The sequence below is a fragment of the Roseovarius sp. genome, from assembly GCF_018066915.1.
GTDB lineage: Bacteria > Pseudomonadota > Alphaproteobacteria > Rhodobacterales > Rhodobacteraceae > Roseovarius.
In genome coordinates, this window is the sequence record NZ_JAGPVV010000307.1 from 1 (window position 1) to 20,778 (window position 20,778).

Here is a 20,778-nt window from a genome sequence, read left to right on the forward strand (position 1 = left end):
CCATCCGGCGCGATTTGGCGCGGGGCATCGACCTTGACGGATCGCTTGCGGCGGCAGAGGTGGGGATGGCGGCGGCGGGGGTGATCCTCACATGACCCCGGACCTTACAAAATCCCCTTACAAAACGTAAGGTTTGTAATGTCCGGCCTCGCGTCTGAAATCCGCGCCTGCCGCCTCTGCGCGGAGCGGTTCGCGGCCACCCACACCGCGCACGCCCCCCGTCCGGTGGCATGGTTCAGCCCCTCCGCCCGCCTGCTTATCGCCGGGCAGGCACCGGGCCTGCGGGTGCATCACTCAGGCAAGCCGTTTGATGATCCTTCAGGGGACCGCTTGCGCGACTGGCTGGGGCTAAGTAATTGTGAATTCTACGATAAATCCCGTGTGGCGATTGTGCCGATGGCCTTTTGCTTTCCCGGTTACGATGCCAAGGGATCAGACCTGCCGCCGCCCCGCATCTGTGGCCGCACATGGCACGCCCGCGTCATGCAAGCCCTTGATAAGGTGGACTTAACCGTGCTCGTCGGCGGCTATGCCCATAAATATCACTTGGGCGTCAAGACCGGCGTCACCGATACCGTCCGCGCATGGCGCGACCATGCACCGCGGATTTTCACCTTGCCGCATCCCTCGTGGCGCAATACCGCTTGGCTCAGGAAAAATCCGTGGTTCGAGGCCGAGGTTCTGCCAGAATTACGCGCACAAATTCAAAGGGTTATCCATGACTGACCTGACCCCGCTCGACACCACCCATGCCGCGATGGAGGCCGCGCCCGAGGATGCGACCGCCCGACTGCGGTTCTATGAAACCTTGGCCGCAAGCGAGCTTTACCTCTTGCTCAAATCCGAGGCGTCTGGCGATCAGCTTGACCCGGAAGTGTTTGATTTATCAGATCATTCCTTCGTCCTCGTATTCGACCGAGAGGACCGCTTGGCGCAATTCGCAGGCCGCATCGTGCCCTACGCGGCGCTCAGCGGGCGCAGTCTCGCGACCATGCTGGCGGGGCAGGGGGTGGGCCTTGGCGTCAATCTCGAGGTTGCGCCCTCGTCCATCCTGCTCCCGCCCGAGGCGGTGGATTGGCTGGCCGAAACCCTGTCCGATGCCCCCTCAGAAATCGAGGCGAGACCGGAAAAACTAAGCGCGCCCAAAGGCTTGCCAGAAAACCTGCTCTTGGCGCTCGATGCGCGGCTGGCCACGATGGCGGGGCTCGCGGATCTCGCCTATCTCGCCCGTGTGACCTATGACACCGGCGCGCAGGGGCATTTGCTGGGCTTTGTCGGCGCTCCACCCGGGGCGCAGAGCGCCTTGGCCCGCGCCGTGTCCGAGGTGCTGATCTTTTCGGGGCTCGAGGCGGCAGCCCTCGACGTGGCCTTTTTTGCCGCCTCCGACCCGGTCGCAGCACGTCTGGCACAGTGCGGATTGCGCTTTGATCTGCCCGAACCGCCCCGGCCAACGGCCCGCGCGGCCCCCGGCTCGGACCCGGATAAACCGCCACTTCTCAGATAGTTAGCCCGTTTCAATAACCTTTGGCGCGATCCACCAGATGCAAATACGGCGCACCCGTCTCGCCGCGCCGCACATTCTCGATGATCACCCGAGCGGCCGTGATGGGCCGCGTTTCCGACGCGATATGCGGCGTCACCGTCACGCGCGGATGCGCCCAATAGGGATGCGCCGGCGGCAACGGCTCGACCCGGAACACATCCAGCGTCGCGTGGCCAACATGCCCTGTATCGAGCGCAGCCAAAAGCGCGTCATCGTCAATCAGCGGCCCACGTCCGGGGTTCACGATCATCGCGCCCTTGGGCAGCATGGCCAGCCGCTCGGCATTCATCAGGTTCTCGGTCTCGGCGGTCTTTGGCAGCAAAAGCACAAGGATTTCAGCACGTTGCAACGCCGTCCTTAGCCCCTCATCGCCCGAGAGACAGGTAATCCCCGGCACCGTGCGCGCGCTGCGACCCCAGCCCGTGACCGGAAATCCGAGGCCCCGAAGCGCCTTGGCGCAGGCCTGTCCCAGCACCCCCAAACCCAGCACCGTCACCGGGCGATCCTCCGCCAAAGGCGGGATCGTCTTGCGCCAGACGCCATCCTGCCCAAGGATATGCGCATCCATCCCCAGATGATGCCGCAGCACATGGCCCGTGACCCATTCCACCATCCCTTGCGTCAGCCCATGATCGACCATACGCGCCAAGGGCACCTTTAGCGTTTGATTTCCAACGATATTCTCAACCCCGGCCCAGAGGTTCAGCACCGCCTTGAGGCGGGTGTAGGGGGTAAAATCCTGCACCGCGCTGTTGGGGGCATAGACCATGTAATCGACCTCTTCGGGGGCTAGATCAAGCGCAAGGTTCGCCGTGACACCCGCCTCGGAAAGGGCTGATTTCAAAGGTTTTTCATAGATGTCCCACTGCTCGGGCCGAGCAGCAAAGAGGATGTTTGGTATCATGGGTCCTACCTTGGTTTGTGGATATGGGCGCTCTGTACAAGGCCAAAGCCCACCATGAGCACGAGCATCGCCGATCCGCCATAGCTGACCAGCGGCAGCGGCACGCCAACCACGGGCATGAGGCCCATGACCATCGCCATATTGACCGCGAAGAACAGGAAAAACGTCATCGCCACCCCCAGAATAAGCAACGAAGAGTAGCGATCCTTGTTGCCGAACGCTGCAGAGACGCAAAACACGAGGATAAGTAGATATATCCCCAGAATGGAGATCCCGCCGATAAAGCCGAATTCCTCGGCCAGCGTCACAAAGATGAAGTCCGTATGCTTCTCGGGCAGAAAGTTGAGCCGCGATTGCGTGCCCTGCATGAACCCGCGCCCGGTCCAGCCGCCAGAGCCAAGAGCGATCTTGGATTGGGTGATGTGATAGCCCGCGCCAAGCGGATCATTGTCGGGATTGAGAAACGTGTCGATCCGACGATATTGATAATTTTCAAGGAGTTGCCAATCGGTTCCGCGGCTTTCGAACACCGCAAAGATAAGGGCTGCGACCGCAAGGATGACAGTGGCGAAATAGGCCCAATGCACCCCCGCGACAAACATCACTACGCCCCCTGCCGCCAAGAGGAGGATCGAAGTGCCCAGATCAGGCTGACGCAGCACAAGGGCAACCGGCGTCAGGATCAGGCCCACCGGAATGAGCACCCAAATCGGCCGCGACACTCGCGACATCGGCAACCAGTCGTAATAGGCCGCCAGCAGCATCACCAGCGTGATCTTGACCAGTTCCGAGGGTTGCAACCGCATGAATCCTAGGTCGATCCACCGCTGCGCGCCCTTACCCTCAACCCCGACAAGCGCCACGGCGATCAAGAGGGCGAGGGAAATGAGATAGGCAAGCAGCGACATATTGCGCCAGAACCATATGGGCACCATCGCCACGACCAGCATCACCGCCAGCCCAAGCGCAAAGCGCTTCATCTGCGGCTCGGCCCAAACCTCGAGGTTTCCCCCCGCAACGGAATAGAGCATGAGAAACCCGACCCCCGCGACCGTGCAGAGCAAGAGCACAAGCGGCCAGTTGAGGTAGAGGATCTTGCGCGCGCCCGAGGGGGCGGTCTTGATGGATTGTTCCAGATAGCTCATGCGCGGTCGCTGTCCTCTGGTTCGGGGCGAGAGCGGGCCGCGCGCAGTTTTTCTTGCTGCGCCTTGATCCGGGGGCGGTCAGCCTCGGGATAGGCGGCCAGCGGCGGGTCCTCGCCATAGAGCGCCTGAAGCGTGATGTCGCGGGCAATCGGTGCCGCGACGGTCGATCCGCCTCCACCATGCTCAACCACCACCGCCACAGCGTATTTCGGCGCATCATAAGGCGCAAAACTGACGAAAAGCGCGTGATCGCGCTGTTCACGCGGCAGGTCGTTGTTGCTGAGCACACCGGTTGCGCGCTCGCCGGTCGAAATGTTGCGCACCTGGCTGGTGCCCGTCTTGCCCGCCATGCGAAAGGCGTCCTCGATGATGCGGCTGCGATAGGCGGTGCCACGATTGCTGTTGGTGACGGCATACATCGCGCGCCGCACCTCGCGTAGCAGGTTCTCATTGAGGCCCATCGGTTCGCCATGGCCCGAGGGTTGTTCGACCCCGTCGATGGATTTGATCAGCCGGGGCGTCACGCTTCGGCTGGTGGCCAGACGCGCCGTCATCACCGCGAGTTGCAACGGTGAGGCCAAAACAAAACCCTGCCCGATCGAGGCATTGGCACTATCGCCCACGACCCAAGGCGCGCCGCGATTGGCCACTTTCCATTCACGGGTTGGGGCCAACCCCTTGGCCACGCTGGTCATCGGCAGGTCAAACTGCACCCCGAGGCCCAGACGTTCCGCCATCGCGCTGATGTTCTCGATTCCTGTCCGCAAGGCGAGTTCGTAATAATAGACGTCACAACTTTCGCGCAGGGACAGGTGGAGGTCCATGTTGCCATGACCGCCGCGCTTCCAACAGTGAAAGCGGCGGCCGCTAATTTCCAGATGGCCGGGGCAATAGACCGTATCCTGAAGCGAGACATCCCCCGCCTCGAGCGCCGCAAGCGCCGTCACCATCTTGAAGGTGGACCCCGGCGGATAGATGCCCTGCACCGCCTTGTTGGGCAGGGGGCGGTAGGGATCATCAAGCAGGGCGCGATAGTCCGCCACTGAAATGCCGCGCACAAAGAGATTGGGATCATAGCTGGGCGACGAGGCACAAACCAGAATATCGCCGCTCTCGCAGTCGATCATCACCACCGCCGCGCTCTCGCCATCGAGCCGGGCGTTGGCATAGGTTTGCAGCGCGTTATCAAGGGTCAACTGGATATCCGCGCCCGGCTGCCCCTCTTGGCGGTCCAGCTCACGCATCACCCGCCCGGCGGCGTTAACCTCGACCCGCCGTGTGCCCGCCGAGCCGCGCAAGAGGTTCTCGCGCTGCGCCTCAAGCCCGATTTTGCCGATCTGGAAACGGGGCAGGCGCAAGAGCTGCTCTGGCGCGTCGACCCGCTCCAGATCGCGGTCACTGACCGTGCCGACATAGCCCACCACATGCGCATGATCGCCGCGCAGCGGATAGCGGCGCGAGAGCCCGACTTCGGGATGCACACCGGGCAGGGCAGGGGCGTTGACCGCGACGCGGCTGATATCCTCCCATGTGACACGATCGGCGACTGTCACCGGCGTATCGCCGCGCAGTTCCTTGAGTTCGCGAAGGGCCTTTTCCAGTTCTCCGGGGTCCAATTCGACCAGCCGTGCCAGCCGGGCGATCACTTCGTCCACGTCACGGGCCTGTTCGCGGATCATGGTGATCCGGTAGCTCGGCACATTCTCGGCGATGATCCGTCCCTCGCGGTCGAAAATGCGGCCTCGCGTGGGCGGGATAAGCTGCACGTTGATGCGGTTTTCATCGGCCAAGAGGCGGAATTGGTCGGCTTGTTCAAGCTGCATATAGCGCATGCGGAGCGCGAGCGCCCCCATCACGCCCAGTTGCAGCCCGCCCACAACCAGCCCGCGCCGGGTGATCCTGCGTTGGCTCTCGGCGGTATCGCGAGGGGGCCGTCTCATGAGCGCAGCCCCGCGGTGTCAAGATCGCCGGGCGCGCGTTTGCGCACACCCAAAAGGGCGTGCGACACGATGGCAACCGCAGGATAGGCGATCAATGTGGACAAAAGCTGCATGAGGCTCAGGCCAAGCGGCGCCTGATCCACCATCAGGATTGCCAACACAACGCGATTTGCAATCGTGATCGCGACCATGGTGCTGGCCACCGAAGCCCATTCCGCCGCAAAGGTCAGGTCGCGCAGCGAAGGCGCGCGGTTGCGAAGGGTCTGCGTGCCGATCACCATGAGCGCCGCCCAAAGACCGGGCGGGCGCTGCAGCATGAGATCAAGCCAGAGCGCCACGAGCGCCACCAAGAGCACCGGCACATAGTCCGGACGACGCACCGCCCAAGCAAAAGTCAGCGCCATCACCAGATCGGGCCCTGCCCATTTCGGCGGCAGATGTTCCAGCGGCAAAAGGTGCAGGAACAACAGCGTGACAGAGAGCCCGAGGTAGAGCGCACGCATGATCCAGGCACGGGGGAGCAGCGCGTCAGCCATTCTCTGCCTCCGCTGCCTCGGCCTGATCGGGGGCACTTTCGGGATTTTCGCTGCCGGGCAGGATAGCGGGCGCAATCAGTTGTCCGGGATCGGTCAGGCGCTCGTTCTCGTAGCTGCGCAGCACGCGCAAAAACTCCAGCCGCTCATAATCGGCCGATATGCGCACCCGCATCCGTCCGCCGGGATCTTCGGCCAGTTGACCCACCAACAGCCCCGCAGGGAACACGCCGCCATCGCCCGAGGTCAGCACCCGGTCGCCGGGGCGCACCTGATCGGGGGCCTCGACGAAATCGACCACCGGCGCGATGGAATTGTCACCGATGATCAACGCGCGCTGTCCCGACGGCTGGATCGTGACGGGAATACGGCTCGAGGTGTCGGTCAGCAGGATCACCCGCGCCGTGTTGCGACCAACACCGGAAATTCGCCCAACCAGCCCCAGACCGTCCATCGCCGCCCAGCCATCCATGATGCCATCGCGCGCGCCCACGTTGATCAGCACCGATTGCCGAAACGGCGAGCCGCTGTCAGCCATGACGACGCCGGTCACATAGGTCAGGCGCGGATCGAGTTGCACATTGTTGAGATCCAAGAGCCGCGCGTTTTCCTGTTCGAGTTGCAGCGCCGCCTCTTTCCACGCCTTCATCTGTTGCAATTCGCGGCGCAGGTCCTGATTTTGCTGATACATGCGCTGATAGCTCTGGAAATCGCGCAGGATGTTGACCGCCCCCGTCACCGGCGCCATGGCCCAGTCAAACGAGGGCACGACGCGGTCCACCACCTGCGCGCGGAACCTTTCGACGCGCGGGCTGTCGATCCGCCAGATCAGAAAGATGCCAAGCAGGCACAACAGCAGGACCCCCAGAAGCAGGCGCTTCAGCGGGCCGCTGTAATCTTCGCCTTGTCCCCGGTCCCTAGCCACGGAGTCCCCCTTCTAGGCAAAGGTGGGTGGTTCAGCTGTCGTAGTCAATCGCGTGGCGCAACTGCTTTTCAAACTCGAGCGCCTTGCCGGTGCCAAGGGCCACACAATTGAGACTGTCATCGGCGATGGACACGGCCAACCCGGTCTGTTCGCGCAGCGCCAGATCGAGATCGCCCAAGAGCGCCCCGCCCCCAGTCAGCATCACGCCCCGGTCCACGATATCAGCCGCCAGATCGGGCGGCGTGGCCTCGAGCGCGGTCATGACCGCCTCGCAGATCTGCTGCACGGGTTCTGCAAGCGCCTCAGCGATCTGCGCCTGACTGATTTCGATTTCCTTGGGCACGCCATTGAGCAGGTCACGCCCGCGCACATGCATCGAGGTGCCGCGCCCGTCGTCGGGCATGCGCGCCGTGCCGATGCTGGTCTTGATCCGCTCTGCGGTGGATTCGCCCACCAGCAGGTTTTGCTGGCGACGCAGGTAGTTGATGATCGCCTCATCCATCCGGTCGCCACCAACACGCACCGAGCGCGCATAGACGATATCGCCAAGGCTGAGCACTGCCACCTCAGTCGTGCCGCCGCCGATGTCCACCACCATGTTGCCGGTGGGATCGGTGATGGGCATGCCGGCCCCGATGGCCGCCGCAATGGGTTCCGCGATCAAACCTGCCCGACGCGCGCCCGCAGAGAGCACCGATTGCCGGATGGCGCGCTTTTCCACAGGTGTCGCGCCATGCGGCACGCAGACGATGATCTTGGGCTTGGAGAAGGTAGAGCGTTTGTGAACCTTGCGGATGAAATGCTTGATCATCGCCTCGGCGGTGTCGAAATCGGCGATGACGCCCTCGCGCATGGGCCGGATCGCCTCGATGCTGCCGGGCGTGCGGCCCAGCATCAGCTTGGCATCTTCGCCCACGGCCAGCACTTTGCGGACGCCGTCCTTGATGTGGTAGGCCACAACCGACGGCTCCGACAGGACGATACCGCGCCCCTTGACGTAGACAAGCGTGTTGGCCGTGCCCAGGTCAATCGCCATGTCCGATGAAAACAGACTGGGAATCCTATCAAATATAGACATATGCGCCTGTGCCCTGTCGCCCGAAATGATGATGAGCCCCGCGACTCGGGGGTGCGGGGCGTCTGTCCTTATAGTGGGCGTGCCGCAGGTGCGAAAGGGTCTGTTTCCGGCTGACAGGCGTCAAACCGCCGTTTCAGCCGTTGAGATGGTCCAATCTTGCCCGCACCGAGAGGCCATGCGCCTCAAGGCTCTCGGAGATGGCCAGTGTCTCGGCAGCGGGGCCAATGGCGCGCAGCGCTTCTGGCGTCATCCGGGCCAGCGTGGTGCGCTTGAGGAAATCCATGACCGACAGCCCAGACGAGAACCGGGCCGAGCGCGCTGTGGGCAAAACGTGGTTGGGGCCCCCCACGTAATCGCCAATCGCCTCGGGCGTCCACGCCCCGAGGAAAATCGCCCCGGCATGGGTGATCTGCGCGGACAGGGCGTCAGGATCGTCCACGCACAGCTCCAAGTGTTCAGGCGCGATACGGTTCGAGAGCGCGGCCGCCGTGGCCATATCCGGCACAAGGATAATCGCGCCATAGTCGCGCCAACTGACGCTCGCGATGGCGCGGCGCTCCAGCGTTTCGAGGTGGCGGTCGATGGCGGCGCTGACTGCCTCGGCAAGCCCCGCATCGTTGGTGATCAGGATGGCCTGCGCGCTTTCGTCGTGTTCGGCCTGGCTCAGCATGTCGAGCGCGATCCAGTCGGGATTCTGTCCCCCGTCCGCGATCACGAGGATTTCCGAGGGACCTGCGATCATGTCGATGCCGACCTTGCCGAACACCCGGCGTTTGGCGGCCGCGACAAAGGCATTGCCGGGGCCGGTGATCTTGTCCACCGGGGCAATTGTTTCGGTGCCATAGGCAAGCGCTGCAATCGCCTGCGCACCGCCGATGCGGTAAATTTCGTCCACGCCTGCGATTTCCGCCGCCAAGAGAACCAGCGGGTTCGCCTTGCCATCGGGGGTCGGCACGACAATCGCCAACCGCTCAACCCCGGCCACTTTGGCGGGAATGGCATTCATCAGCACCGATGAGGGATAAGAGGCCAGACCACCGGGTACATAGAGCCCCGCCGCCGACACCGGCGTCCAGCGCCAGCCCAGCATCGCGCCGCTCTCTTCGGTCCAACTTGCATCCTCAGGCATCTGACGCGCGTGATAGGAACGGATGCGGTCAGCCGCCAGTTCCAGTGCTGCACGCTCCGCCGGGGGCACCTCGGCGATCAGCGCGGCGATCTCCTGAGGTGAAAACCGCAGCGTTTCCGGCGTCAGCGTGAGGCGGTCAAACCGCTCGGTCAATGCGATCACGGCTGCGTCCCCACGGGCCCGCACATCGGCGATGATGCCCGCGACGATATCGTCCACATCGGGGCTGTCCTCGCGCTTGGCGCTCAACAACTCGGTAAAGCGGGTCTCGAAATCGGGCGCGGTGGCGTCAAGCGTGATCGGCATGGCGGTTCCTTTCGCCGGGGGACATAGCGGGGTGGGACCCCTGTCTCAAGCCCCGGTATTCTTTATGGTGCAAATACTCATATCCGGCGACAGTCAGGCCGCATCAGCCCTCGTGATGGGGCACTTTGCCCGAGGGCGCGCGGTAAGGCCGTGTCACATCCTTGAGCGTGACTTCGAGTGCCTCAATCTCGAGCCGCAGCGCGCCATCGCCCGCTAGCGTCAAGAGCAGATGGCCCGCCCCCTCTGTCCCCGGCTCGAAGGTGATCGCAAGTAGCGACAGGATCGTGTCCTTGTCGCTCCGGTCGATGCCTTGGCTGGCCACGCGCAGCACGTTGTCGACCACCAAGAGCGATTGCACCCGTTCTGGCCCATGCCGTTCCCGACCGCGATCCTCCCAGCGAAAGCGGTTGAGCAACAGGCCAAAGCGGCGCTTGGTCGGTTGCCACGTCATTTCGGTGATCGGAAACACCGCATCCTGTGCCAGAGACGAGAGGATCTTGAGATCTTCCGCCTCCATCGCGCCGAGGTTGAGCGGTGCTTCTCGACCGTCCTCGAATTTGGCGTCTTCGGTCATTTGCCGCTGATCCTTTCGATCTTGGCCCCGACATTGCCCAGCTTTTCCTCGACCCGCTCATAGCCGCGATCAAGGTGATAGACCCGGTTGACGATGGTTTCGCCCTCTGCCGCCAGCCCCGCGAGGATGAGCGAGACCGAGGCCCGCAGATCGGTGGCCATGACTGGCGCGCCCTTGAGGTGATCGACCCCGGTCACGGTGGCGGTGCCGCCGTGAACATCAATCTTGGCTCCCATCCGCATCAATTCCGGCGCATGCATGAAGCGGTTTTCGAAGATACGTTCCTCCAGCACCGAAGTGCCTTCGGCGGTGCACATCAGCGCCATCATCTGCGCTTGCAGATCGGTAGGAAAGCCGGGGAAGGGCTCTGTCACCACATCGACCGCGCGCACTTTGCCATTCTTGCGGCTGACCTTGAGGCCCGCGTCCGTTTCGGTCACGCTCACGCCCGCCTCTTCCAGCTTGTCACAGAAGGCCCCCACAAGGTCGCGCCGCCCGCCAAGACATTCCACCTCGCCGCCACAGATCGCCGGGGCCAGCATATAGGTGCCTAGCTCGATCCGGTCCACCACCACGGGATGTGTGGCCCCGCCCAGCCGGTCCACGCCCTGAATGGTGATCGTGCTGGTGCCTTCGCCTTCGATCTGCGCGCCCATGCGGCGCAGACATTGGGCCAGATCGACAATCTCAGGCTCGCGCGCGGCATTCTTGAGCACGGTTGTGCCCTTGGCCAATGTCGCCGCCATCAACGCATTTTCCGTGGCCCCGACCGACACGATGGGAAACTCGAAGGTGCCCCCTTTGAGGCCGCCGGGGGCCTTGGCATGCACATAGCCCTCGCGCAGGTCGAGTTCGGCGCCCATGGCCTCCAACGCCCGCAAATGCAGGTCCACAGGCCGCGCGCCAATGGCGCAGCCGCCCGGCAGCGACACCACCGCATGCCCGTCCCGCGCCAGCATCGGCCCCAGTACGAGGATGGATGCCCGCATCTTGCGCACGATGTCATAGTCGGCGACGTGGTTGTTCAGGCTGTGCGATGACAGCGCCAGCACCTGACCACCCTGCATCTGCACCACCTCGGCCCCCAGCGATTGCAGGAGCGTTGTCATCGTCTTGATGTCCGACAGGCGCGGCGCGTTCGTCAGGGTCAGCGGCTCGTCACTCAAGAGCGTGGCGGGCATGAGGGTGAGGCAGGCGTTCTTCGCCCCCGCGATTGGGATTTGCCCCTTGAGAGGGCCATTGCCCGTGACGACGATCGAATCCATCTGCTCTATCCCTCATCCTTTTCACCGGTGCGCTTTGGGTCTGATCCCTCATCCGCCCGCGCCCGCACCTGCGCCTTACGCCGTGCGAGATTGGCCTTCAACGCCGATTTCAGCCTGTCCTCGCGGCTTGGGCCCTGTTTCGCGGCTTTATCCGGTGTTTGTTTTTTGCTCATGGTCTCTCTCTTACAGGAGGTGCGAAAAACCGTCCAGTTACCCCTTGCGCCATCGGCGATTAGCGTCTAATCAGCGCGCCACACGTGCTGCTGTAGCTCAGTGGTAGAGCGCGTCATTGGTAATGACGAGGTCGGGAGTTCAATCCTCCCCAGCAGCACCAGTCCTTCCCCTTGCATGTCCAATCCTACAACAAGACCATTGCAGGCGCGCGCCGGTCCGATAGGCTGTGTGCATCAGGCGAGGAGATGGTGATGATCAGGGTCAATCCCGAGCGATTTCTCAAGGATCTGCACCATTTGCGCAGCTTTGGTGCGGCCGGGGTGGGCAAGGGCGTGGTGCGCCCGGCCTTTAGCCCCTCCGATGTCGAGGCGCGGCAATGGCTGGCGGCTCAGATCGAGGCGGCGGGCCTCAGGCCGCATTTCGATCCTGTGGGCAATCTCTTTGGTCTGACCGAGGGGCCATCGCTTTTGGTTGGAAGTCACACTGACAGCCAGCCCGAGGGCGGTTGGCTCGACGGTGCACTTGGCGTGATTGCCGGGCTCGAGATCGCCCGCGCAGCGCACGAGGCGGGCGGGCCGCCGGTGTCGGTCGTGTCCTTTCAGGATGAAGAGGGGCGGTTTGGCGTGACCACGGGCAGCGCCATTTGGTCGGGCAATCTGGCGCTAGAGGTGGCGGATCGTCAAACCGACCGCAGCGGCCTCAGCTTTGCCGAGGCGCGGCGCGTCATGGCGCCCATGGCCGGGGATTTCGTCGACCCGTCCCGCTTTGCCGGGTTTCTCGAAATGCATATCGAGCAGGGACCGTGGCTCTTCGAGGCGGGCGAGGCGGTAGGGGTGGTGACGGATATCGTCGGCATCCGTGACATGCGGATCACCTTTGAGGGCGAACAGAACCACGCGGGCACCACCCCCATGCACCGCCGCCGCGATGCGTTTCAAGGGCTGGCGCGGTTCAATTCCCTGATCAACGAGCGGTTTCGCAACGTGGTGACGCCCTCGACGGTCTGGACCATCGGTCATGTCGCCCTTCATCCCGATGCACATTCCATCGTGCCGGGGCGCGTGGTCTTTTCGATGCAATGGCGGGATGGCGTGTCGGATCGTTTGTACCGGATGGAGACGATCATCCGCGACACCGCCGAGGAGGTTGCACGCGAGGCGGGTCTCGACCTCAGCTATGGCGAGATGCTGGGGCTGGAGCCGGTGCCGATGGACGCCCGCCTGCGCGCGGCGCTCTGTGCGAGTGCCGGGGCCGTGGCGCCGGGCCGCTGGCGCGAGATGCAGTCCGGCGCGCTCCATGATGCCACCAACGTGGCGCGGTTGATGCCGGCGGCGATGCTCTTTGTTCCTTCGATCAACGGGATCAGCCATGCCTTTGCCGAGGATACCGACGAGGGCGATCTGGTCACGGGCCTTGAGGTGCTTGCCGGGGCGGTGGCGCGGCTTGGAGGGTAGGGCGCATGCCGCGCCGCCGCGTGACAGATCAAATATTTTCCGCAGAATGGATTGATCTGCATCATGGGCGAGTCGCGCGTCCTGTTTTTTGATTTTGACGAGGTCGAGGGGTTTTTGACGGACTGCAAGGAGGAGGCTGGCGGACATGTGGTACAAAATGAGAGATCGTTCCCTGCCGAGTTCCGAAGGCCATTCTGTTCTGCCGCGTCCCCCCGGGACGGTGAGGGAATGGCGTCTGGCCGATCTGTGCACCGGTTGTGGGGATTGCGTCGAGGTTTGCCCCAAAGCGATCATCACACTTGATGAAGAGCGGTTGCCGGTCGTGACCGCGCTAGAGGCCTGTGGGCGTTGCGGGCTCTGTGCGGATGTCTGCACCCGCGGAGCCATCGAGTTGACGCGGGAAACCCGGCTCGGGCTGGAACGCATGCAAAAGTCCGATCTGCCAGAGCAACGCGCTGTCTGAAGCTCTGAACTGGAGCAGTCGGCACGATTTGTCGCATTCAAGAGTCATCTTTCATCCCCATTTGAGACTCAGCAACCCATGGAGTGAAAGATGAGACCCGAGAGGCAATTTCAGAGCGACGAGACAGCGGCGCTCGAGGTTCACCACAGCCCGCGCGATATTCACGACCGGATCGCGCTGCGGATCGTGAAATTCATGCGGGTCTTTGCCGATGCGTTTTTCTCCAAGCGCTACGGACATCGCGCGGTCGTTTTGGAAACCGTGGCTGCCGTGCCGGGCATGGTGGGGGGGCTCTTGCAGCATCTCAAATCGGTGCGCCATATCCGCGAGGATCAGGGGTGGATTCGCGAGTTGCTGGACGAGGCCGAGAATGAGCGGATGCATCTGATGACCTTCATCCACATCGCGCAACCCTCGCGCGGCGAACGCTGGCTCATCATGATCGCGCAGGCGATTTTTTATAATGTGTTCTTCTTCACCTATCTCTTGGCCCCGCGCACCGCGCATCGGATCGTGGGCTATCTCGAGGAAGAGGCTGTGGTCAGTTACACGCAATATCTGGCCGAGATTGACGCAGGTCGGCAAGAAAACGTGCCCGCGCCGAAAATCGCCATCGACTATTGGAAGCTGCCCGCAGAGGCGCGGTTGCGTGATGTTGTCATCGCCGTGCGTGCCGATGAGGCCCACCACCGCGACACCAACCACGGCTTTGCCAATCAGATCATGGAGGGGCGGCATCCCTAGAGCATGTTGCTCAAAAGTGGGAACCGGTTTTGAGCTTCTCGAGCATGCGAAATGAATAGGTTAGAGCATGTCACGTGAATTCAAGTGAACGCGACATGCTCTAGTGAGCCCAGTCCGGCTGGCTGCGTCAGTTTGCACCCAGATCAGCCCAATAGAATGACATCCGATTTCCCTGCGCCTCGGCGCAGCGCATGGATATCCGCCAAGTCTGGATCGTTGATCCAGCCAAGCGCGGAGTCGCGATCAGGAAAAGACAGGATCGCCGCCATGTCCGGCAGGCTTGGCGCGCCGTCAAGGATGCTCAGGTCCTTGCTGGCTGAGACGACGCTGCCGCCATAGCGGGCAAGCGCCGCACCGGCCTTTTCGCGGTAGGCGACAAGTGAATCGGGGTTAGTGATGGTCAAAGCAGCATAGGCATAGATCATTCTAGGTCTCCGTGTGTGGTGTGAGAGCTAGATAAACGAGAAGGCCACATGCGAAAACGCGTGTATTTGCATGCATGACATGCGATTACGCATGTCATGGAGCTTGACTGGGAAGACATCAAAACAGTCCTCGCCGTAGTTCGGGAAGGCACGCTTGCCCGCGCTGCGCAAACGCTTGGGGTGAATTATACCACCGTTGCGCGTCGGATCACGCGGGCCGAAACCGCACTTGGTCAAAAGCTCTTTGAGCGTCTGACCGAAGGCTACCGCCCGACCGAGTTTGGCCTTTTGACGGCGCGCCACGGCGAGCAAATGGAGCAGCATCAGAACGCCCTCCTGCGTCAAGTGCAAGGTCGCGATCATACTCTGCGCGGCCCGCTGGTAATCACCGCGCCGCAAATCTTGCTAAACCTTCACCTAATCCATGTGATCGACCAATTCTGCACCCTGCACCCCGAGGTCGAGCTGTCGGTCAATGCCGCCAATGACCTTGTTGACTTGGGTCGTCGCCGCGCTGACCTTGCGGTGCGGGTCAGTGACAGTCCTGGTGATACGTTGATCGGCCTGCGACTGAGCGATCAGCACACGGCCGCCTTTGCCAGCCCCGAGGTCGCCCGCCGCATCGCCGCCGCCCCGGATGATCCCGTCGGCTGGATCGTCCATAGCCAGACCAAGGGCGTGCCCGCCGTTGCCTTGGCCCGCAACCCACGCGCTTTTGTACGGGCGCGGTTTGACGACATGATCGCGATGACCGGCGCGGCGCAGGCCGGGCTTGGCGTGGTGCGAATGCCGATGTTCATCGGGCGCGGCACGCCCGGCCTTGTGCAGGTCCCGGTGATGGAGCCAAGCCCCTATGCCCCGATCTGGGTGGTGGCGCATGCCGATGTCTGGCCCGGCGCAAAGGTGAGCGCGTTTCGCGCCCTGCTCAAAGTGTATTTCTGCGAGCATGGCGCTAAATTTCTGGCCTAACCCCAGCTTACGTCCCCCAGAAAAATATACCCCGCGCCATAGATCGTCTTGATCAGGCGCGGGTTCTTGGGGTCTTCGCGCAGCTTGGTGCGCAGCCGCGAGATGCGCACATCCATGGCGCGGTCAAAGCTTTCGCCCGCTGCCCCGCCAAGCGTCTCCTGCATCGTCTGGCGCGAAATCAACCGCTTGGGCCGTTCGAGAAAGAGGCGCAGCACTTCGCCCTCGGCATGGGAAAATGGCGTTTCCGCCCCGCTCTCATCCTCGAGCATGTAGCGGTCGAAGTGCGCGACCCAGCCGTTGAATCGCGCCACCTCGCCGGTTTGGGTGCTGGGCGTGCCCCGGCGCAGGCGGGCGCGCACGCGGGCCACCACCTCGGCGGGATCGAAGGGTTTGATGATGTAATCATCCGCCCCGAGTTCCAGCCCCGTCACCCGGTCCTGCACCTGCGCGCGCCCTGAAATGATGATGACCGTCGCCCCCTGTTCGAGGGCCAGGCGATGCACAAGGCTGAGCCCGTCCCGATCCGGCAGCGACAAATCGACGAGGCAGACGTCGGGCGTTGTGCTGCGCAAGGCGGCCTCGAATTCTGTCGCACGGCCAAAGGCCATGGTGCGAAACCCCGCCTCGGTCAGGGCCTGCGCCAGCATCGAGCGGATCGCGGGTTCGTCGTCGAGAATGGCCACAAGCGGCGCTGTCATGGCTGCGCTCCGGTGTTGAGGGCCGCGTCAAGCTGCGCGGCGGAAAAGGGCTTGCGCAGCACAGGGGCAAGCTCTGCCGCCTGTCGGTGCAGCGGGTCATCGGGGGGCAGCGAGGTCATCAGCACAAGCGCGCAATCGCCGCGTCGGGGCAGCCGCGCCAGATCAATCCCAGTGCGGTTGCCCTCAAGTACGATGTCCGAAAGAACGGCAGAGATTTCCGGCAGATCGGCGATCAATGCGGCGGCCTCATCCACGCTTGCGGCCTCGATCACGCTATGGCCCGCACCGCGCAGCATGTCGCGCAGGGTCGAGCGCAGATCGGGGCTGTCCTCGACCAAAAGAACAAGGCCCGGAGGCCGCGCCGCCGCCGCGCGCCGCAGCGGCAGGCGCAGCGCCACGCGCCCGCCTGTGTCGGTATTGCCGATGAGGATACGCCCCCCCGCCAGTTTGGTCATGTCATAGACCATGGGCAGGCCAAGCCCCGATCCTTCGCCGCCCTTGGTGGTGAAGAACGGATCGAGCGCGTGTTTGAGCGCCTCTGGGCTAAATCCAGGTCCCGTGTCATCAACGGCAATCTCGAGCCAGGTATCCTGCACTGGCTGGGCCGTGAGGGTGATCGTGCCGCTGCCCGCACAGGCGTCGCGGGCGTTCAGCACCAGATTGAGCAGCGAATCCTGCAACATTCCGGGATCGAGCAGATAACGGTCGGCAAGACCCTCGCAGACGATCCTCAGGGTGATGCCCGTGGGCAGGGTCGAGCGGGCGAGCGTGTCGAGATCATCAAGAAAGGTGGCCAGATCCGTGGGCACCGGCTCATGCTCGCGCGGGCCGGTCATGTCGGCGATGCGGTTGAGCAGGCCGCCACCCCGCCGTGCGGCCGCAAGCGTGGCATTGATCAACTCCTGCGCTTCGGGTTTCAGGCCCATGCGGCCAAGGCGCGATTGCATCCCAAGAATGATCGTCAGGAGGTTCGAGAAGTCATGCGCAAGCCCCGAGGTCAGTTGCGCCGCCATTTCCCGCCGCCGTGTCTGTTGCAGGGCCGCGCGGGTCTGGCTTTCTTCGGTGATGTCCATCGACAGGATATAGACCCCGCCACTGGTGTGATCCGGGGTTAGCGCCACCCGGATGCGCCGCGAACTGGGCTCGTGGGTGAATTCAAAGACCGAAGCCTGTCCGGAATAGGCCTTGTCGAGTTCCGGGCCGATCACAGACCATGTCTGTGGTCCCAGGACTTCGGCCGCATGCACCCCGATCAGATCTGCGCGTGATCCGGGCATGACCGAGGTCAGCCGCCGGTTGGAATAGGTGTAACAGTGGTCGGGGCCGACATGCGCGATATGGGCGGGCATCATCTCGGCGGTCATGCGGGTGCGGGCCTCGGCCTCGGAAATCTGGCGCTTGGCCTCTTCCAGGGCCGTGATGGTGGCCTCCAATTGCCGGTTGGTGGCCGACAGCTCTTCGGAATAGCCGACCAACTGATCGGACAACTCTTCCGAGCGCGCGCGCAACAGCGCCTCTTGTCGCTTGGTGCGGGTGATGTCGGTATAGACCGTGACCCACCCCCCCTGCGGCAGCGGCGTGCCTTCGACACTGATGATGCGGCCATTGGCGCGGGTGCGTTCCATGTAATGCGGCTCGAAGGCGCGGGCGATCTCGACGCGGGTGGCCACGAAATCCTCGACATCGCCCACATCACCGTAATCGCCGCGCGTGGCCAGATAGCGGATCGTATCCGCGAAATCGGCACCGGGCGTCACGAGCACGTCTGGCAGGGCGAACATTTCCTGAAACCGCCGATTGCACACCGCCAGCCGCAAATCGCGGTCATAGATCGTCAGCGCCTGCTGAATGAGGTTCAGCCCGGCCATGGTCATGGCGTCGTGATCGGCGCGGCTTGTGCCCATTGCGGTCTCCTCCCGCGTCTTGGCTAACACTGGAAAACCGGTCCGCAAAGGCCAATCGTGGCGCTGTTACAATTCGTAAGGATTGCGAAATGTTCAGGAAAAAGTTGACGACGAGTGTGATTCTCGCACCCTCTAGGGGAATAAGAATCGCCCCTAGGCGGTCGGATGTTCGCGCAGGCGGGCAAAGGGAGGATAAAACTTGGCACAGCCGTCACAGGCGACGGACGGGATGGATTCCGTTCCGGCGCTCTTGCAACGTAACGCCGCGCGATTTGCCGACAGACCGGCCTATCGCGAAAAGGAATATGGCATTTGGCAATGCTGGACCTGGGCCGAGGCGGAAAAAGAGATCGAAGCGCTTGCGCTTGGCCTCATCAATCTGGGTGTGAACGAGGGTGACTTTGTCGCCGTGATCGGGCGCAACCGGCCGCATTTCTACTGGTCCATGGTCGCCGCGCAGTCGGTCGGCGCGATCCCCGTGCCTCTCTATCAGGATGCCGCTGCCCCCGAGATGGCCTATGTGATGGAGCATTGCGGCGCGCGCTTTGCCATCGTTCAGGATCAGGAGCAGGTCGACAAACTCATCGAGGTGCAGGAAGGTCTGCATCAGCTTGAGCATATCATCTACGTTGATCCGCGGGGCTTGCGCAAATACGACCACCACAAGCTGCACCGCTTCATCGACATTCAGGAACAGGGCCGCGCCGCCTATTACGAATGGATCGAGGATCTCAAGGCGCGGCGCGGGCGGCTGACCTATGACAGCGTTTGCGTCATGCTCTACACCTCTGGCACCACAGGCAAGCCCAAGGGTGTGGTCCTGAGCAATCGCAACATCATCGAGGCGTCGAAATCCTCGTCAGAGTTTGACCGCCTGACCAAGGATGAAGAGGTGCTGGCCTATCTGCCAATGGCTTGGGTCGGCGATTTCATCTTTTCCATCGGGCAGGCCTATTGGAGCGGCTTTTGCGTCAACTGCCCTGAAAGCCCCGAGACCATGCAGACCGACCTGCGTGAAATCGGGCCCACCTATTTCTTTGCCCCGCCGCGCGTGTTCGAGACGCAATTGACCAACGTGATGATCCGAATGGAGGATGCAGGCCGGGTCAAGAAATGGCTCTTTGACCACTTCATGGCGCATGCCCGCCGCGTTGGCCCCGCAATCCTCGATGGCAAGGCCGTAAGCGGGATGGACAAGCTGAAATATGCGCTTGGCAATCTCTTCATCTACGGTCCGCTCAAGGATACGCTGGGTCTTGGCCGGGTGCGGGTGGGCTATACGGCGGGCGAGGCCATCGGGCCGGAAATCTTTGATTTCTACCGCTCGCTCGGCATCAACCTCAAGCAACTCTACGGCCAGACCGAGGCCTCGGTGTTCATTACCCTGCAACCCGATGGCGAGGTCCGCTCGGATACCGTGGGCGTGCCCGCTCCCGGTGTGGAAATCCGCATCAGCGAGACCGGCGAGGTGTTCTATCGCTCGGCCGGCACCTTCGAATATTACTACAAGAACCCCGAAAGCACGGCCTCGACCAAAGATCCCGAGGGTTGGGTTGCCACCGGCGATGCGGGCTTTTTCGAAGAGGGCAGCGGGCATCTGCGGATCATCGACCGCGCCAAGGACGTGGGCAAAATGGCCGATGGCCGGATGTTCGCGCCCAAATATGTGGAAAACAAGCTCAAATTCTATCCCAATATTCTCGAGGCGGTCGTCTTTGGCAACGGGCGCAACGCCTGCACCGCCTTCATCAATATTGACCTGACGGCGGTGGGCAACTGGGCCGAGCGCAACAATATCGGCTATGCCTCGTATCAGGAACTGGCCGGACATCCTAAGGTGCTCGAGACGATCAAGGGCCATGTGGAAGAGGTCAACCGCAGCCTTGCGGATGATCCGATGCTCTCGCATTGTCAGGTGCATCGCTTCCTTGTGCTACACAAGGAACTTGATGCTGACGATGGCGAGATGACCCGCACCCGCAAGGTGCGGCGCGGTGTGATTTCCGAGAAATTCGACGATCTTTTAACCGCGCTCTACGACGGATCGCCCGAAATCTACACCACCACCGAAGTAACCTATGAGGATGGCCGCAAGGGGGCGATCAGCGCGACGCTCAAGATCGTCGATGCCAAGGTCGCGCCGGTTGCGGCGGCGCATAAGGTCGCGGCGGAATGAGTGGGCCGGGACAAGAAGGGGGCTGTGATGCTTGACGCAAGCGAAGGCTATACCACCGAGGACGGCCGCAAGATCGGCGGCGTGGTGATGGAGATGAAGAACATCACCCTGCGGTTCGGCGGCGTGGTGGCGATCAAGGACATCAGCTTTGACATCCGTCAGGGCGAAATCCGCGCCATCATCGGGCCGAATGGGGCGGGTAAATCCTCGATGCTCAACGTGATCAGCGGCTTTTACCATCCGCAAGAAGGCGAGGTCTGGTATCAGGGCACGCGGCGCCCGCCGATGAAGCCCTATCAGGTGGCGCAGCAGGGTATTGCGCGCACATTCCAGAACATCGCGCTCTTTGAAGGCATGACCGTGCTCGACAACGTGATGACGGGCCGCATGCGGCAGATGAAGGCGGGGCTATTTGCGCAAGCGATCTGG

General features: G+C 62.7%; 21 protein-coding genes and 1 tRNA gene. 9 read left to right on the forward strand and 13 right to left on the reverse strand.

What is annotated here, in order from left to right; all coding sequences use genetic code 11:
• The first annotated feature begins 138 nt into the window (after positions 1–138).
• Together KBT70_RS17275 and KBT70_RS17280 are read left to right on the forward strand one after the other, a co-directional pair.
• On the forward strand, positions 139–726 hold the full coding sequence (locus KBT70_RS17275; protein WP_296637090.1) for a uracil-DNA glycosylase family protein: 588 nt from the start codon (positions 139–141) through the stop codon (positions 724–726).
• On the forward strand, positions 719–1,504 hold the full coding sequence (locus KBT70_RS17280) for an SseB family protein (protein ID WP_296637092.1): 786 nt from the start codon (positions 719–721) through the stop codon (positions 1,502–1,504). Before KBT70_RS17275 ends, KBT70_RS17280 begins: the two co-directional genes overlap by 8 nt.
• A 10-nt stretch (positions 1,505–1,514) precedes the next feature.
• On the opposite strand, the gene KBT70_RS17285 is transcribed toward KBT70_RS17280, so the two are convergent.
• The 10 genes from KBT70_RS17285 to KBT70_RS17330 form a co-directional block, all read right to left on the reverse strand.
• On the reverse strand, positions 1,515–2,447 hold the full coding sequence (locus tag KBT70_RS17285; protein ID WP_296637094.1) for a glyoxylate/hydroxypyruvate reductase A: 933 nt from the start codon (positions 2,445–2,447) through the stop codon (positions 1,515–1,517).
• 5 nt (positions 2,448–2,452) lie between these two features.
• On the reverse strand, positions 2,453–3,592 hold the full coding sequence (gene rodA, locus KBT70_RS17290; RefSeq protein WP_296637096.1) for a rod shape-determining protein RodA: 1,140 nt from the start codon (positions 3,590–3,592) through the stop codon (positions 2,453–2,455).
• Positions 3,589–5,532, reverse strand: a complete 1,944-nt coding sequence (mrdA, locus tag KBT70_RS17295) for a penicillin-binding protein 2 (protein ID WP_296637098.1) — start codon at positions 5,530–5,532, stop codon at positions 3,589–3,591. The genes rodA and mrdA overlap by 4 nt, the downstream gene beginning before the upstream one ends.
• A complete protein-coding gene (locus tag KBT70_RS17300; protein ID WP_296637101.1) occupies positions 5,529–6,068 on the reverse strand; it encodes a rod shape-determining protein MreD in 540 nt (179 codons plus the stop codon). The genes mrdA and KBT70_RS17300 overlap by 4 nt, the downstream gene beginning before the upstream one ends.
• Entirely contained in the window at positions 6,061–6,990 is a 930-nt protein-coding gene (mreC, locus tag KBT70_RS17305; protein ID WP_296637103.1) for a rod shape-determining protein MreC, read from the reverse strand. Before mreC ends, KBT70_RS17300 begins: the two co-directional genes overlap by 8 nt.
• A gap of 31 nt (positions 6,991–7,021) precedes the next feature.
• Entirely contained in the window at positions 7,022–8,068 is a 1,047-nt protein-coding gene (locus KBT70_RS17310) for a rod shape-determining protein (RefSeq protein WP_037275078.1), read from the reverse strand.
• A 133-nt stretch (positions 8,069–8,201) separates the two neighbouring features.
• Positions 8,202–9,503 (reverse strand): histidinol dehydrogenase, encoded by a 1,302-nt coding sequence (gene hisD / locus KBT70_RS17315; protein ID WP_296637104.1) that lies wholly within the window; start codon positions 9,501–9,503, stop codon positions 8,202–8,204.
• 103 nt (positions 9,504–9,606) lie between these two features.
• On the reverse strand, positions 9,607–10,077 hold the full coding sequence (locus KBT70_RS17320) for a DUF2948 family protein (RefSeq protein ID WP_296637106.1): 471 nt from the start codon (positions 10,075–10,077) through the stop codon (positions 9,607–9,609).
• Complete coding sequence (gene murA, locus KBT70_RS17325) at positions 10,074–11,342, reverse strand: UDP-N-acetylglucosamine 1-carboxyvinyltransferase (RefSeq protein ID WP_296637109.1); 1,269 nt, start codon at positions 11,340–11,342, stop codon at positions 10,074–10,076. Before murA ends, KBT70_RS17320 begins: the two co-directional genes overlap by 4 nt.
• 5 nt (positions 11,343–11,347) lie before the next feature.
• The gene (locus KBT70_RS17330; protein WP_296637112.1) at positions 11,348–11,515 is read right to left on the reverse strand and encodes a hypothetical protein; all 168 of its coding nucleotides are present in this window, start codon (positions 11,513–11,515) and stop codon (positions 11,348–11,350) included.
• Positions 11,516–11,601: 86 nt separating this feature from the next.
• On the opposite strand from KBT70_RS17330, the gene KBT70_RS17335 reads away from it, so the two are divergent.
• The 4 genes from KBT70_RS17335 (at position 11,602) to KBT70_RS17350 (ending at position 14,177) form a co-directional block, all read left to right on the forward strand.
• A tRNA-Thr gene (locus KBT70_RS17335) sits at positions 11,602–11,676 on the forward strand.
• Between the two features lie 91 nt (positions 11,677–11,767).
• Entirely contained in the window at positions 11,768–12,970 is a 1,203-nt protein-coding gene (locus KBT70_RS17340; RefSeq protein WP_296637114.1) for a hydantoinase/carbamoylase family amidase, read from the forward strand.
• 157 nt (positions 12,971–13,127) lie between these two features.
• Positions 13,128–13,433, forward strand: coding sequence for a 4Fe-4S dicluster domain-containing protein (locus KBT70_RS17345; protein WP_296637117.1), 306 nt, complete (start codon positions 13,128–13,130; stop codon positions 13,431–13,433).
• Positions 13,434–13,523: 90 nt separating this feature from the next.
• Positions 13,524–14,177 (forward strand): alternative oxidase, encoded by a 654-nt coding sequence (locus tag KBT70_RS17350; RefSeq protein WP_296637119.1) that lies wholly within the window; start codon positions 13,524–13,526, stop codon positions 14,175–14,177.
• 143 nt (positions 14,178–14,320) lie between these two features.
• Here KBT70_RS17350 and KBT70_RS17355 read toward each other — a convergent pair whose 3' ends face one another.
• Positions 14,321–14,602, reverse strand: a complete 282-nt coding sequence (locus tag KBT70_RS17355) for a DUF1330 domain-containing protein (protein WP_296637121.1) — start codon at positions 14,600–14,602, stop codon at positions 14,321–14,323.
• 96 nt (positions 14,603–14,698) lie between these two features.
• Between KBT70_RS17355 and KBT70_RS17360 the strand changes: the two genes are divergently transcribed.
• Entirely contained in the window at positions 14,699–15,571 is an 873-nt protein-coding gene (locus KBT70_RS17360; protein ID WP_296637123.1) for a LysR family transcriptional regulator, read from the forward strand.
• Here KBT70_RS17360 and KBT70_RS17365 read toward each other — a convergent pair.
• Together KBT70_RS17365 and KBT70_RS17370 are read right to left on the reverse strand one after the other, a co-directional pair.
• Positions 15,568–16,269, reverse strand: coding sequence for a response regulator transcription factor (locus KBT70_RS17365; RefSeq protein ID WP_296637125.1), 702 nt, complete (start codon positions 16,267–16,269; stop codon positions 15,568–15,570). The genes KBT70_RS17360 and KBT70_RS17365 overlap by 4 nt on opposite strands.
• Entirely contained in the window at positions 16,266–18,173 is a 1,908-nt protein-coding gene (locus KBT70_RS17370) for a PAS-domain containing protein (protein ID WP_296637127.1), read from the reverse strand. Before KBT70_RS17370 ends, KBT70_RS17365 begins: the two co-directional genes overlap by 4 nt.
• Before the next feature lie 229 nt (positions 18,174–18,402).
• Between KBT70_RS17370 and KBT70_RS17375 the strand changes: the two genes are divergently transcribed.
• Together KBT70_RS17375 and KBT70_RS17380 are read left to right on the forward strand one after the other, a co-directional pair.
• Positions 18,403–20,349: an AMP-binding protein gene (locus tag KBT70_RS17375; RefSeq protein WP_296637152.1), complete on the forward strand. Its 1,947-nt coding sequence runs from the start codon at positions 18,403–18,405 to the stop codon at positions 20,347–20,349.
• Positions 20,350–20,376: 27 nt separating this feature from the next.
• The coding region (locus tag KBT70_RS17380; RefSeq protein ID WP_296637150.1) for an ATP-binding cassette domain-containing protein at positions 20,377–20,778 on the forward strand (402 nt) is incomplete at its 3' end.

Coding starts and splice junctions, on each gene's coding strand:
- KBT70_RS17275 (WP_296637090.1), top strand. CDS start 139: ATGTCCGGCCTCGCGTCTGAAATCCGCGCCTGCCGCCTCTGCGCGGAG.
- KBT70_RS17320 (WP_296637106.1), bottom strand. CDS start 10,077: ATGACCGAAGACGCCAAATTCGAGGACGGTCGAGAAGCACCGCTCAAC.
- murA (WP_296637109.1), bottom strand. CDS start 11,342: ATGGATTCGATCGTCGTCACGGGCAATGGCCCTCTCAAGGGGCAAATC.
- KBT70_RS17365 (WP_296637125.1), bottom strand. CDS start 16,269: ATGACAGCGCCGCTTGTGGCCATTCTCGACGACGAACCCGCGATCCGC.
- KBT70_RS17350 (WP_296637119.1), top strand. CDS start 13,524: ATGAGACCCGAGAGGCAATTTCAGAGCGACGAGACAGCGGCGCTCGAG.
- KBT70_RS17375 (WP_296637152.1), top strand. CDS start 18,403: ATGGATTCCGTTCCGGCGCTCTTGCAACGTAACGCCGCGCGATTTGCC.
- rodA (WP_296637096.1), bottom strand. CDS start 3,592: ATGAGCTATCTGGAACAATCCATCAAGACCGCCCCCTCGGGCGCGCGC.
- KBT70_RS17360 (WP_296637123.1), top strand. CDS start 14,699: ATGGAGCTTGACTGGGAAGACATCAAAACAGTCCTCGCCGTAGTTCGG.
- KBT70_RS17310 (WP_037275078.1), bottom strand. CDS start 8,068: ATGTCTATATTTGATAGGATTCCCAGTCTGTTTTCATCGGACATGGCG.
- KBT70_RS17280 (WP_296637092.1), top strand. CDS start 719: ATGACTGACCTGACCCCGCTCGACACCACCCATGCCGCGATGGAGGCC.
- KBT70_RS17345 (WP_296637117.1), top strand. CDS start 13,128: ATGAGAGATCGTTCCCTGCCGAGTTCCGAAGGCCATTCTGTTCTGCCG.
- KBT70_RS17340 (WP_296637114.1), top strand. CDS start 11,768: ATGATCAGGGTCAATCCCGAGCGATTTCTCAAGGATCTGCACCATTTG.
- KBT70_RS17300 (WP_296637101.1), bottom strand. CDS start 6,068: ATGGCTGACGCGCTGCTCCCCCGTGCCTGGATCATGCGTGCGCTCTAC.
- hisD (WP_296637104.1), bottom strand. CDS start 9,503: ATGCCGATCACGCTTGACGCCACCGCGCCCGATTTCGAGACCCGCTTT.
- KBT70_RS17370 (WP_296637127.1), bottom strand. CDS start 18,173: ATGGGCACAAGCCGCGCCGATCACGACGCCATGACCATGGCCGGGCTG.
- KBT70_RS17330 (WP_296637112.1), bottom strand. CDS start 11,515: ATGAGCAAAAAACAAACACCGGATAAAGCCGCGAAACAGGGCCCAAGC.
- KBT70_RS17355 (WP_296637121.1), bottom strand. CDS start 14,602: ATGATCTATGCCTATGCTGCTTTGACCATCACTAACCCCGATTCACTT.
- KBT70_RS17285 (WP_296637094.1), bottom strand. CDS start 2,447: ATGATACCAAACATCCTCTTTGCTGCTCGGCCCGAGCAGTGGGACATC.
- mrdA (WP_296637098.1), bottom strand. CDS start 5,532: ATGAGACGGCCCCCTCGCGATACCGCCGAGAGCCAACGCAGGATCACC.